Raw genomic sequence first — 13,568 nt, 5'->3', positions numbered from 1 at the left:
TAACATCACTTCAGAATATTGAGCGAAGCGAAGAATACTGAAAATTAGAATCCCTTACTTCGTAAAAACCTCTTAAGTTCTCTACCTTTGTAAGTATATTAGATTATAATTTATGGAAAACTCACGTTATAAATTTGTTGAAAGTTTTATCGGAAAGCACTTTACAAAAAGCCCTTCTCCTTTTGCTCATTGGCTAAATGGAAAAGTAATTGCTGTAAAAAAAAATTCTTTAGAGTTTTCTTTTGTAGTTAGAAAAGACATGACAAACCCTGTAGGGATGCTTCATGGAGGTGTAATCTCAGGAATGATTGATGATTGTATGGGAGTTACTTTCTTTACACTTGGCTTGGAGTATTTTTACCCTAGCATTAACCTTCAAGTTGATTTTTTTAATCCAGCAAAAGAAGGAGAAGAAGTACGTGTAAAAACACAAGTAATGAAACAGGGAAAGACCATTATTAATATGAGAGCTGAAGTTTACAATATATCAGGTAAGTTACTCGCTACAGCTACATCAAACCTTGCAAAAAGTAATTTTAAAATTGATTTGCAATTATAAAAACATCTCCACAACCTACTAAATAAGATAAATTTGCATATTCTTTTAAACCTGAGTATAGCTAGGAATGTCTTTTTTGAGTTGTATATTAATGGTATTATATAATTGATCTAATTGCTCTACCAACCCCGAGATATCTTTTTCTGTAGCTTTGTAAACAAGTTGATTACAGAGATCTCTTCCGTGAGTACTCTCTAAAGTTCCGAAGGAAGGCTTAATATTATGTGCTAAATCTCGAACACTCTTGTATTCTTCATTGAATAATGCTGTTTTTATCTCTATCAGTTTAACAGCTACAGAATCTCTAAACAAATTTAATGAGGTTAATACAAATTCTTCATTACCATCAGACAAACTCCTTAAATAATTTAATGAATACGCTTTATCAACTAACTTTATTAAAGGTTGTTTTCTTATCAGTTTAGCCTTAATTATTTTAAGGGAGAGCTCTGAAAAAGGCTTGTTTATAAAATCAAGTAAGGTATCATCATCCGACATTTGTGAATTATTATAATTAGAAATCAGCGTAGGTACGTTTATTTTAAGTTCAGATTGTATATAATCTGTTGTTTGAAACCCATCTAAAGGCGATGCATTTTGATCTATGATCATTAAGTCTGGGGCAGCATTATTCTTTAACCAACGGATTGCATCCATACTCCCTTGCTGGGTATAAACTGTCCATCCGTTAACTTTCGCTAACTCAAGGAATTTACGGGTATGCTCTTCAGTGTTTTCAACTAACAAAATTTTTATTTCCTCTATAGACTCAAACTCTTGGCTCATTTACTTTTTAATTTTTGGCTAGTATTTTTATAGCTTATGTGATCAAAATTATTTTTTTGTAACCAAAAATTCTATAATGGCTTTTTTCATTCGGTCTAATACCACAGGTTTGGTAATATAATCATCCATCCCATTTTCTATACAGCGTTCTTTCTCTCCCTTAACTGTTCTTGCTGTTAGCGCAATAATAGGCAAATGCTCTCCGCTCTTCTCTAAAGACCTAATCTTTTCAGTGGCTTCAAAACCACTCATATTTGGCATTTGGATATCCATAAAAATAAGATCAATTTCTTTTATTTGATAGAGCCTAACAGCTTCAAGACCATCATCAGCTTCATGAATTTTTGCCTTAGGTAGGATTTTCTGTATGATAGTCTTCGATAGAAACTTATTAACTGGATTATCCTCTGCAACCAATATATTAAAGGTCAATTGAGTTAAATCAACACTTTCTTCAACGGGTTTCTCATTTTTAATCTCAGGTAACGGATCTTCAATATTCCCAATCAACTCAAACAAATGATTCATCTGGATTGGTTTGACCACACTAAATTTTACATCAAGATTCTTACATTCTCTATGTATTTTTTTATCATCACCAGAGCTATGCAATAAGATAATAGGCAGCTCTTGTCCAGAAATGGACATTTTTTCTCTAAGGTGCCTTATTAAATCAAGGCCATTTAAATAAGGCATATGGTAATCTATAATAGCCAAATCAAAGGGATTTCCTTTTTCTAAGACTTCAATCGCATCAATTCCGTTGGCCACTAATGTTGTTTCAATTTTATCCACCGCCAACATATTTTCTAAAATGCTTCTATTATTAGAGTTATCATCAACTACTAAAACCTTTTTAACACTTTTTTGCTTGGCTATAAGATGTTTTTCCTGGTCCTCTATTTCAAAACTCACTACGAAAGAAAAAGTACTACCTTGCCCCAGTTTACTCTCAACCAAAAGTTGGCTATCCATTAAATGAAGTAGCTTATTACTAATCGTTAAACCTAAACCTGTCCCTCCATATTTTCTAGTTGTAGATGCATCTTCTTGGTCAAATGCAGAAAAAATTTTCTTCAAATTCTTAGGCGCTATACCTACACCTGTATCCCTAATAGAAAACTCATAAAGCATTTCCTTTTCTTTTTTTGGATTTTTCTGTGCTGTTATCTTTAATTCTATTTCTCCTACTTCAGTAAATTTTACAGCATTCCCTAGTAGATTGGTTAGTATTTGACGCAAACGAACAGCATCTGCCTGTATAAATCTATTCGTTTTTGGTGGTATATTTAACAGTACTTCCAATCCTTTTTCATGTGCTTGATGCCTGATAATATCAATCGTTTGCCCACAAAGTTGAATAAGGTCAGTTCGATCTTTACTAATTTCTAATTTCCCTGCTTCAATTTTTGAAAAATCAAGTACATCATTTAATAAATCCAATAAAACATTGGCCGAATTATAAACAGTGTGCATGTATTGTTTTTGAATATCAGAAAGTTGGGTTCTCATCAGTAGATCAGTAAAACCAATCACACCATTTAATGGCGTTCTTATCTCATGACTCATATTAGCCAAGAATTCTGATTTTGATTTGTTCGCTGTTTCTGCTTTAAGTTTAGACTTCACCAAAGAAGTTTCCATTTCCTTTAATTTTGATATATCTGTTGCAACCCCTAAATAACCAGTAGTTTTCCCTTCAGAATTTTTGATTGCCGTTACCACAAGCTGAACTGGAAATCGCTCTCCATTTTTTCTAATATAGGTCCATTCACTTGAATCATATTCTCCTAAGTTTGCTTTATAGGTAAAAACATCAAAACCTTTAATTTCTTGATTATATTCTTTTGACAATTCAACACCTCTAAGGGTAACTTCTACAGGATCATGTAAGACACCAATACTTAAAGAACCGACAACGTCATCAGAATTATAACCTAGTAAATTTTCTGCTCCCTTATTAAATTTACGTGCTATTCCTTTTAAATCAGTTTCTATGATAGAAACATGTGTAGTCGCGTCGAGAAGACTTTGCAGATCATTTAGAGTCTTTTTTAATTTTTTTTCTGACTTTATACTTTCTGTCATATCCACAACTTGACCAATTACAGAAACAGGCTTATTATATTTATCTGTGATTAATGATACGTTTAAAAAACAGTGTACAATTTTACCATTTTTATGAATGTATCTCTTTTTAACACTGTAAGATTCGCGTTTTTGATTTATCAACTCACGCAAATATTCAGTATCATTATACATATCGTCTTTATGAGTGATTTCCTTAGCTCTAAGCTGCAACAACTCTTCTTTACTGTATCCAATAATCTGCGATAAGTTTTTGTTTATCATTAACCATTGTCCACTTATAGAAACAACACCCATCCCGTTTGGAGAATACTCAAATGCATTTATAAACTTATTTGAATTTTCAACGGCTAGCTGTTCTAATTCTTTTCTGTTGGTAATATCTTCTACCTGAATTATGATAAGATCATCAGTATTGCCATGCCCTCTAACCATAGAGGTATTTGTTGCACACCATATTATTTCTCCGCTTTCCGAAAAATACTTAGCTTCTGTCTTATAACTATTAATTTTCCCTGCAAGAAGTTTTTTTCTATTCAATCGAGCTTGATCAATATAATCAGGATGCAACAAGTCTTTAAGGATTAGTTTTAACACTGTGTCTTTCTTCGATTGTTTAAAACCAAATATTTTCTGAACGACATCATTGACCATTAAAATCTCATTATCAGAATTTACAAGAAGAATTCCAAGAGATGAATTTGTAAATATCTTTTCGAAACGCTCATTGGTTTCTTTCATTTCAAGCTCACGCTTCTTTTTGTCATTTATGTCTTGAAAGGCCCCATATATTCTGATGCATTTTCCGTTTTCAAATTCAGGTTTACCAAAAGACCGAACCCAAATTTCATTTCCTTTGGCAGTAATAATTTTTAACTCTGTATCAAAAGAAGCCCCATTTTCTATCGCTTCATTTACAAGTTTTGATATCAAATCTCGATAATATCCCTCCTTATAAAAATTAACACCTGTAGAAACGTCAGGTTCATATTCTTTATCAACTTCATGAATATCCTTTGTTACTTTTGTCCAGGTAACCGAACCAGTAATTAAATCAACTTCCCAGCCTCCTACTCTTGCAATTTCATTAGTTTCATCATAAATAGATTGCAGTTTTTGTAAAGCATGGACTTTCTCTATCAAATCATTATTACCATCACTGACTTCTTTAGGTTTTAAAAACTTTACAACAACTCCTTTCTTCTTTCCTGATTGATCAAGAATAACTTTTCCAACAGCTCTTAGGGGCTTTATTCCGTTTTGAGAATCTTTGAATTGCAATAGGATATCAAAATCTTCAGCAAGACCTTTTTGGCAAGATTCAAATTGCTTATCTATTTTTTTCTTTTCTTTTAATATTAAGCTTTTCGCTAACATTTCTGTGGAGTCTTGATCTATGGAAATAGAAAATTTTAATGTTTTTTTAAATGAATCATTTATAAAAAACTCATTCAAATTTTCTAAATTACAATACCATACACCGTACAAGACATCATTTGTTAACCATTCATGTAAATATGGATGATCTTGAAACAAGGCATAAAACTCTTCTTTTAAGTCGATTAACTTTTTCATAAACAAAATTGAGATTTATAATAGTACTATTTAAATTTACCTTTTAAAAACAAAAGATTAAGCTTTGTTTACAATTTAGAAAATTTAACTAAATAGCACCTATTTTAATTAATCTTTTTTTTTAAACTTAATGGTTCATAATGGATATTGAGCAAAAAAACTGTTCCCAATAAGCAAAGATTTTACACCAAAAAAAAACTTTAAAAAAAGTCAAAAAACATTTGGTCGTTTTTTAAATGATAGTATATTTGCATCGCTTAAAAACAAGCAAAAGCCGATGTAGCTCAGCTGGCTAGAGCAGCTGATTTGTAATCAGCAGGTCGGGGGTTCGAGTCCCTTCATCGGCTCTTTAAAGTCCTTTCTTTTGATAGGACTTTTTTTATGTGCTTATTTCACTTAAATTTGTTACAGAGACAAAAATTAAACCAACAAGAAAAAGGATGCTTATAATTGGAATTGCAGGAGGAACTGGAAGTGGAAAAACCACAGTTGTCAATCAAATTGTGCAAGAATTACCCACTGATGAAGTTTGCGTAATTCGTCAAGATTCTTATTACAATGCAACAGATAATTTGAGTTATGAGGATCGAACAAAAATTAACTTTGATCACCCTAGAGCTATTGATTTTGATTTAATGGTCGCGCACTTAACTGCTTTAAAGGCTGGAGAGATTGTTGATCAACCTGTCTATTCTTTTGTCACCCATAACAGAACAAAAGACATTATTAAAACCCACCCCAGAAAAGTATTGATTTTAGAAGGGATTTTAATCTTTAACAGTGAACGTATTAGAGATTTATGTGACATTAAGGTATTTGTGCATGCTGATGCAGATGAGCGTTTGATTCGAAGAATTAAAAGAGATATCAATGAACGTGGTAGAGATATTGAAGAAGTATTAACTCGCTACCAGACCACCCTTAAACCTATGCATCAACAATTTATAGAACCTACCAAAAATTTCGCCGACATTATCATTCCAAATGATCGTTACAATACAGTCGCTGTTGACATTGTTAGAACAGTTATTAGCAATCGCCTGTAAATAACCTTTCCTTTTTTTTAATTTTTTGGAGACAGACTGCAAAGTAAAAAGTCCAAATATTAAGAACAAAGTTAAATCCTTGTTCACTTAAATTTAGTATTTTTGATTTTATAAAGTACTTTAGTTTTTTTTAATCTAAAGCAACTGATATACAAAATAGCTGACAACATACTTTTGTTATCTAAATCTTGGTTTATTTTTAAAAACATCAATGAATTTCAAACAACTAAAAGAACATCGAATTGTAAAAATCACCACCAATAAGTACGTGTTGATTTTAACTGCTTTTATAGTATGGATGCTCTTTTTTGATGAAAATTCATACCTTGTTCACAGAGAGTTTAACAAAGAAGTAAATGAATTAGAAGAAGCAATAAATTTCTACAAATCAAAAATCAAAGAAGACCAACTGATTATTAGAGATTTACAAGATTCTTTACAGCTGGAAAAATTTGCTAGAGAACAATATTTAATGAAGAAAAAAAACGAAGATATTTTTATCATCGAATTTGATACCCTTGAAAAATAATGAGCACTAATTTATTTGAACAATTTGAAGCCACATCAGCAGCTGCTTGGAAACAAAAAATACAAGTAGATCTTAAAGGTGATGATTATAACGAAAGTTTGCTTTGGAAAACAGATGAAGGCATCACGGTTAAACCATTCTACACCAAAGAGGACCGCACTAATGCTGAGTTTCCTATGACTCCTTTTGATGCTAATATCTGTCAATCAATTTATGTCGACAATGAAAAAATAGCCAATCAACTTGCGGTAGATGCCTTAAACAGAGGCGCCAATTCTATTGAATTTAAGGCTTCAAAGGTTTTTGATCCAAAAACACTTTTACTAGGAATAGATCTTCAAAAAACAACACTTTATTTTCGTTTAGATTGGTTAGATGCTAGCTTTGTAAACAGTCTTGCTAATTTTTGTAATTCTAAACACTGTTATTTTGACATCGATATTATTGCAAAACTCGCAGCCAGCGGTAATTGGTTTGATTCTCTAAACAATGATCATTCAGCCCTAGAAAGCATTGTACAAAACAAGAGTAATAGTATTTGTATCAATGCTGGTACATACCAGAATGCAGGAGCAACTAGTAGTCAAGAATTGGCTTATGCTTTAGCTCACGCTAATGAATACTTAAATTATTTTGGTGCAACATCAGCAGCGCAATTTCATTTCAAATTTTCTGTTGGTGGAAATTACTTTTTTGAAATCGCAAAATTAAGAGCTTTTAGAATGCTTTGGTCTGCTTTATTAAATGAGCACGAGGCTGAACAAACTGAAGCCCATATTAGCTGCCAACCTAGCCTACGCAACAAAACTATTTATGATTATAATGTTAATATGCTAAGGACTACATCAGAGTGCATGAGCGCCATTTTAGGTGGAGCAAACACAGTACTGAATACGCCTTATGATCTGCTTTTTCACAAATCAAATGAGTTTGGAGAGCGTATTGCTAGAAATCAACTGTTAATTTTACAAAAAGAATGTCAGTTAACAAATGCCAATACAATAGCTGATGGTGCTTATTATATAGAAAGTTTAAGTGTTCAACTAGCAGAAAAAGCCTTGGCTATTTTTAAAACCATAGAAACAGGAGGTGGCTTTTTAAGGCAATTAAAACAAGGTACCATTCAACGTAAGATTGAAGAAAGTGCTTTAAAAGAACAAGATCGATTTAACAATGGTAGTTTGGTTTTAATTGGAAGCAACAAACAAGAAAACAAAACTGATTTAATGAAGCAGGACTTAGCCTTATATCCTTTTGTTAAAACTGCACATAAAAAAACACTGATTGCTCCAATTATTGCTAAAAGATTGGCAGAAACTTACGAAAAAAACAGATTGGACAATGAATAAAGAAGAATCCATTGATGTCGTTCAATTGCAACTTGCACAAAAGCAATTAATAAAAAGCGTTGCACGTCGTAGAAAAAAAATACCTATTACGGTTATTGGTATTGTTTTATGCGTGTCTGCACTCCTGTATTTATTAGAAGAAAAGACTTATCATCTGTTTGGCAGTAGCACTAAGATGGTTTATGTTGTTTTAATTTCTACGAGCATCATCATTATATTTTACCTTGTGTTTTCATTTATTAAACTGAGAAGAATGTCTTCAGAAGTAAAAAAAATTGGAAACAAGCTATACAACATTATGAAACTTAATGAGTAACCATTTTACACCATGAGTAGAAAAAACATCCAAAACATAAAGCTAAGAACAAGTACTAAACGCAACGATATATCTTTTAATCATGAAGGTTTTGTTGCCGGAATTGCTCCTTTTTTACGTGGACCATACAGCACAATGTATGTAAGAAGACCCTGGACAATTAGACAATATGCAGGATTTTCAACTGCCGAAGAAAGCAATGCTTTTTACCGTAGAAATCTTGCTGCTGGGCAAAAAGGCTTGTCGGTTGCTTTTGATTTGGCTACACACAGAGGTTATGATTCTGATCACGATAGAGTTCAAGGAGACGTTGGTAAAGCAGGGGTTGCCATAGATTCTGTAGAAGACATGAAAATTTTATTTGATCAGATTCCGCTAGATCAAATGTCAGTTTCGATGACGATGAATGGTGCTGTTTTACCCATCTTAGCATTTTATATTGTTGCTGCAGAAGAACAAGGAGTTAAACCTAATCAACTAACGGGAACCATTCAGAATGACATTCTAAAAGAGTTTATGGTGAGAAACACCTATATCTACCCACCAAGCCCTTCTATGAAAATTATTGCTGATATCTTTGAGTACACCAGCAATTATATGTCTAAATTTAATTCAATATCTATTTCTGGATATCACATGCAAGAAGCTGGTGCCACAGCAGAGATAGAATTAGCTTATACCTTGGCTGATGGATTGGAATACCTAAGAAAAGGAATAGAAGCAGGTATGGATATAGACAGTTTCGCTCCGCGTTTGTCTTTCTTCTGGGCCATTGGTATGGATCATTTTAGAGAAATTGCAAAAATGAGAGCTGCACGAATGCTTTGGGCTAAAATAGTAAAGCAGTTTAATCCTAAAAACGAAAAATCACTAGCACTAAGGACCCATTGCCAAACAAGTGGTTGGAGTTTAACAGAGCAGGACCCTTTTAACAATGTAGCTAGAACCACCATTGAAGCCATGGCTGCTGCTTTTGGAGGTACTCAGAGTCTGCACACAAATGCCTTGGATGAAGCCATTGCGCTGCCTACAGATTTCTCGGCTAGAATAGCAAGGAATACTCAAATTTACCTTCAAGATGAAACCAACATTACGAAAACAGTCGACCCTTGGGCAGGAAGCTATCAAATTGAAAAACTAACTGAGGACATTGCCAATGCTGCTTGGAAGCTGATAGAAGAAGTCGAAGTGCTTGGTGGAATGACAAAAGCCATCGAAAAAGGAATTCCAAAAATGAGAATTGAAGAAGCCGCAGCAAAAAAACAAGCCAAAATAGATAGTGGTCAAGATGTAATTGTTGGGGTTAATAAATATCAATTAAAAAAGGAAGACCCCTTACACATTTTAGAAGTTGACAATGAGGCTGTCCGCAAATCCCAAATTGAAAGATTACAAGCTTTAAAATCTAAAAGAAATACAGAAGAAGCTCAAAAATCTTTAGTAGCTTTGACTGAAGCCGCTAAACAAAGTTTAAATGCAAAGGGTTCAAATACTCCTGCAGACAAAAACTTATTAGCATTGGCTGTTGAAGCAGCAAGAAAAAGAGCCACTTTGGGTGAAATTTCAGATGCTTTAGAAGAAGTTTTTGGTCGTCATAAGGCCGTTCATAAAACCATCTCTGGCGTGTATAGTAAAGAAATTAAAGACGATGCTTTGTTTAAAAAAGCGATGGACTTGGCGAATACGTTTGCAAAACTCGAAGGTAGACGCCCAAGAATCATGATTGCCAAACTAGGCCAAGATGGGCACGATAGAGGTGCAAAAGTTGTAGCCACTGGTTACGCAGATTTAGGCTTTGATGTTGATATTGGACCTTTATTCCAAACACCAAAAGAAGCTGTAAAACAAGCTGTAGAAAACGATGTACACATTTTAGGGATATCATCCTTAGCTGCTGGGCATAAAACATTAGTCCCACAGGTTATCGCTGGGCTAAAAGAATATGGCAGAGACGATATTATGGTCATCGTTGGAGGTGTGATTCCTGCTCAAGATTATCAGTTTTTATTTGATGCAGGAGCCGTAGGAGTTTTTGGACCAGGCACAAAAATAGCTCAAGCTGCAATTGACTTATTAAACATTCTAATTGAGAGTGTAAACGAGTAAAAAATCGCCTAAAATCGTTCTTGTTTTCCTTTATTTATCCGTAAATTTGTGAACTTTTATGTTAGATTTTTACAGATGAAAAAATTATTCAGTATCCTTTACTCGACCCGTTTAATGGCATTCTTATTTTTTGCCTTTGCTGCATCAATGGGAATTGCAACTTTTATAGAAAATGACTTCGGTACCCAGACTTCAAAAGCCTTAGTTTACAACACATGGTGGTTTGAGGCTATCATGATTTTTTTTGTAATCAATTTTTTTGGAAACATTTTTAGATATCGATTACACAAAAAAGAAAAATGGCCAGTACTTTTATTTCACGCTGCCTTTTTGTTTATTTTAATCGGTGCAGGAGTAACCAGATATGTGGGTTACGAAGGGATAATGATTATCAAAGAAGGTGAAACAACTGATAAATTCTTATCAGAGACCACTTACCTTAATGTAATCATTGATGATGGCAATCAACAAAAACCGACAGTTCACCAGCCTATTCTTTTGTCTGCTTGGGGAACTAATAACTGGGGATTTTCCACTCGATTTATGAATCAGGACATAGATATTAAACTGGTAGATTATATTCCATGGGCCGAGCAAAAATTAGTAGAAGATCCTAATGGAGATGAATATTTATTTTTTGTTGAGTCTAGTAGTGGTTCTAGACATGAACATTATATTAAAAAAGGAACTATAGAAAACATCCACAATATATTAGTAGGTTTTGATGCCCCAGGTGATGCAACCGTAAACTTTTCAAACAAAGACGGTTCTTTAAAAATGACCGCTACTGAAACTGGAGATTGGTTTCGAATGGCAGATCAAAAACGCGGTGTTATCAACAAAGATTCTATTCAAAACTTTCAATACTTAACACTTCACAACATCGGTGGTTTACAATTTGTAATTCCAAAACCTGCTGAAAAAGGGATTATGAAAACAGTACGTGGTGAAAAAGATGATCAAAAATTAGACGTCATCGTTTTAGACGTTACTACCAACAACAAAACAGAGCGAATTCAATTAACTGGAGGAAAATACAACTCCTTAAACTCAGAGCAACTTACTGTAGACAATCTTAATTTTAGAATGTTATATGGTTCTAAAACACTAGAGACTCCTTTTAAAATTAAGCTAAATGATTTTCAGCTAGAAAAATACCCAGGATCAGAAAGCGCTGCATCTTATGCTAGTGAAATTACAGTTATTGACCCTGATGAAACTTTTGATTACCGTATTTACATGAACCATATTTTAGATCACAAAGGATATAAATTCTTTCAGTCGAGTTATGACATCAGCAAAGAAGTAGAAGAAACTCACCTCTCTGTAAACCATGATTTTTGGGGTACATTTTTAACCTATGTTGGCTATTCTATGTTGTATTTTGGACTGATTAGTATTTTATTTGCAAAAAACACTCGTTTTGATGATTTAAAAAAGGGCTTAAAAAAAATCAAACAGAAAAAAGCAGCATTAAGCATATTCTTACTACTATTTATTTCTGTATCATCCGCATCTGCTCAACAGCACCAACAACGATTGATAAGTGAACAGCAAATTGATTCTATTTTAAACGCAAATATTGTTGATAAAAAACATGCCGAATCATTTAATAGCTTGATCATTCAAGATGCTGGGGGTAGAATGAAACCAGCTCACACCTTTGCTTCAGAATTAGTTAGAAAAGTAACTCATCAAGAAACTTTTAAAGGAATGACTCCTAGTCAGGTGTTTCTTTCGATCAAAGAAAACCCAAGATTTTGGGAAGTTGTTCCAATGATCTACTTAGAAGAAGGAAACACAGAAATAAGAGAACTACTTGGACTTCCAAAAGAAGCTACCCACGCAAGCTTAACTGATTTTTTAACACCTCAAGGTGAATATAAAATTAGAGCGCAAGTTGATGAGGCAATAAAAAAGAATGTTAAGAATAAGTTTGAAAAAGATTTAGAGCATATTAACTCTCGTGTTGATTTAGTCTATAGAGCTTTGTATAGAGATATTTTTAAAATATTCCCTATCCCGAATGATGAAAATAACAAATGGGTCTCTCAACCAGAAACCCTACATGCAAACTTTAGCGGTACTGATTCTGTTTTTGTACGACAGGTAGTTCCTGTTTATATTCAGATGCTACAACAAGCAAAAGAAACCAATGACTATACTCAGGCAGAAAAAGTCTTGGAAGGAATCAAAAACTTTCAACGAAAATTTGGTGCAGAAGTAATCCCTAGTCAAGACAGAATACAATTAGAGATTGCCTATAATAAATTTAGTATTTTTAATAGATTAGCTAAGTACTTTGGTTTTGCAGGTGGACTCTTAATATTTGTTGTAATTGCTCAAATCTTTACTGATAAAAAATGGCTAAACTATTTGGTAAAAGGGCTTGTTGGAATCATTGTTATTTTGTTTGTATTCCATACATTAGGCCTAGGAGCTCGCTGGTATATTAGCGGAAATGCACCTTGGAGTAATGCCTACGAGTCCATTATTTATGTTGCATGGGCTACCATGTTGTTTGGACTTGTTTTTGGAAGAAAATCAACGTTGACATTGGCCGCAACAACATTTTTAACTTCAGTTATTCTATTCTTTGCCCATCAAAACTGGTTGGATCCAGAAATTGCGAATCTCCAACCTGTATTAAACTCTTATTGGTTACTGATACACGTTTCAATTATAGTTGCTAGTTATGGCCCATTCTCACTAGCTATGATCTTAGGAATATTCGCTTTGTTTTTAATGGCATTTACCAACGAGAAAAACAAGAAAAAATTAGACTTGGCTATCAAAGAGATAACCATTATTAATGAGATGTCTGTTACAATTGGTTTAATCATGCTAACTGTAGGGAATTTCCTAGGAGGTATGTGGGCCAATGAAAGCTGGGGTAGATATTGGGGCTGGGATCCAAAAGAGACTTGGGCCTTAATCTCTATTATGCTATATGCGTTTATTTTGCATATGCGTTTGATTCCAGGTTTGAGAAGTAAATTTACCTTTAACCTTTGGTCTATTATCACGTATTCATCTATTATGATGACTTATTTTGGAGTAAATTTCTATTTATCAGGCTTACATTCATACGCAAGTGGTGACAAAGTAATCACACCAACTTCAGTATATTATTCCGTTGCTTTTGTTACTGTTTTAGGAATCTTTGCTTGGCGTAAACACAAAAAATATTATAAAAAATAAATCATTTTCTCAA

General features: G+C 33.4%; 9 protein-coding genes and 1 tRNA gene. 8 read left to right on the top strand and 2 right to left on the bottom strand.

All coding sequences use genetic code 11. The features are described from left to right. Positions 1–112 precede the first annotated feature (112 nt). Positions 113–559: a PaaI family thioesterase gene (locus WHC90_RS11545; RefSeq protein WP_188599212.1), complete on the top strand. Its 447-nt coding sequence runs from the start codon at positions 113–115 to the stop codon at positions 557–559. A 45-nt stretch (positions 560–604) separates the two neighbouring features. On the opposite strand, the gene WHC90_RS11540 is transcribed toward WHC90_RS11545, so the two are convergent. Beyond that, on the bottom strand, positions 605–1,345 hold the full coding sequence (locus tag WHC90_RS11540; RefSeq protein ID WP_188599213.1) for a hypothetical protein: 741 nt from the start codon (positions 1,343–1,345) through the stop codon (positions 605–607). A gap of 48 nt (positions 1,346–1,393) precedes the next feature. Next, positions 1,394–5,008, bottom strand: a complete 3,615-nt coding sequence (locus tag WHC90_RS11535) for a PAS domain-containing hybrid sensor histidine kinase/response regulator (protein ID WP_188599214.1) — start codon at positions 5,006–5,008, stop codon at positions 1,394–1,396. Positions 5,009–5,281: 273 nt separating this feature from the next. Between WHC90_RS11535 and WHC90_RS11530 the strand changes: the two genes are divergently transcribed. From WHC90_RS11530 to ccsA, 7 genes are all read left to right on the top strand, one after another. Further along, positions 5,282–5,355, top strand: a tRNA-Thr gene (locus WHC90_RS11530). A gap of 93 nt (positions 5,356–5,448) precedes the next feature. Continuing rightward, on the top strand, positions 5,449–6,054 hold the full coding sequence (gene udk / locus WHC90_RS11525) for a uridine kinase (protein ID WP_188599215.1): 606 nt from the start codon (positions 5,449–5,451) through the stop codon (positions 6,052–6,054). Positions 6,055–6,265: 211 nt separating this feature from the next. After that, complete coding sequence (locus WHC90_RS11520; protein ID WP_188599216.1) at positions 6,266–6,583, top strand: FtsB family cell division protein; 318 nt, start codon at positions 6,266–6,268, stop codon at positions 6,581–6,583. Continuing rightward, complete coding sequence (locus WHC90_RS11515; protein WP_188599217.1) at positions 6,583–7,932, top strand: methylmalonyl-CoA mutase subunit beta; 1,350 nt, start codon at positions 6,583–6,585, stop codon at positions 7,930–7,932. The genes WHC90_RS11520 and WHC90_RS11515 overlap by 1 nt, the downstream gene beginning before the upstream one ends. Beyond that, on the top strand, positions 7,925–8,248 hold the full coding sequence (locus WHC90_RS11510; protein WP_188599218.1) for a hypothetical protein: 324 nt from the start codon (positions 7,925–7,927) through the stop codon (positions 8,246–8,248). The genes WHC90_RS11515 and WHC90_RS11510 overlap by 8 nt, the downstream gene beginning before the upstream one ends. Positions 8,249–8,260: 12 nt before the next feature. After that, positions 8,261–10,354, top strand: coding sequence for a methylmalonyl-CoA mutase (scpA, locus tag WHC90_RS11505; protein WP_188599219.1), 2,094 nt, complete (start codon positions 8,261–8,263; stop codon positions 10,352–10,354). 75 nt (positions 10,355–10,429) lie between these two features. After that, on the top strand, positions 10,430–13,555 hold the full coding sequence (gene ccsA / locus WHC90_RS11500; protein ID WP_188599220.1) for a cytochrome c biogenesis protein: 3,126 nt from the start codon (positions 10,430–10,432) through the stop codon (positions 13,553–13,555). The last annotated feature ends 13 nt before the right edge of the window (positions 13,556–13,568 follow it).

Origin of the sequence: Polaribacter pacificus (assembly GCF_038024035.1) — a bacterium.
In the GTDB taxonomy this organism is placed as follows: Bacteria; Bacteroidota; Bacteroidia; order Flavobacteriales; family Flavobacteriaceae; genus Polaribacter; species Polaribacter pacificus.
This window is presented reverse-complemented; position numbering and strand designations above follow the sequence as displayed.

Excerpts from the sequence above, each read along its gene's own strand:
- WHC90_RS11545 (WP_188599212.1), top strand. The coding sequence starts at position 113 with ATGGAAAACTCACGTTATAAATTTGTTGAAAGTTTTATCGGAAAGCAC.
- WHC90_RS11540 (WP_188599213.1), bottom strand. The coding sequence starts at position 1,345 with ATGAGCCAAGAGTTTGAGTCTATAGAGGAAATAAAAATTTTGTTAGTT.
- WHC90_RS11510 (WP_188599218.1), top strand. The coding sequence starts at position 7,925 with ATGAATAAAGAAGAATCCATTGATGTCGTTCAATTGCAACTTGCACAA.
- scpA (WP_188599219.1), top strand. The coding sequence starts at position 8,261 with ATGAGTAGAAAAAACATCCAAAACATAAAGCTAAGAACAAGTACTAAA.
- WHC90_RS11515 (WP_188599217.1), top strand. The coding sequence starts at position 6,583 with ATGAGCACTAATTTATTTGAACAATTTGAAGCCACATCAGCAGCTGCT.
- ccsA (WP_188599220.1), top strand. The coding sequence starts at position 10,430 with ATGAAAAAATTATTCAGTATCCTTTACTCGACCCGTTTAATGGCATTC.
- WHC90_RS11520 (WP_188599216.1), top strand. The coding sequence starts at position 6,266 with ATGAATTTCAAACAACTAAAAGAACATCGAATTGTAAAAATCACCACC.
- udk (WP_188599215.1), top strand. The coding sequence starts at position 5,449 with ATGCTTATAATTGGAATTGCAGGAGGAACTGGAAGTGGAAAAACCACA.
- WHC90_RS11535 (WP_188599214.1), bottom strand. The coding sequence starts at position 5,008 with ATGAAAAAGTTAATCGACTTAAAAGAAGAGTTTTATGCCTTGTTTCAA.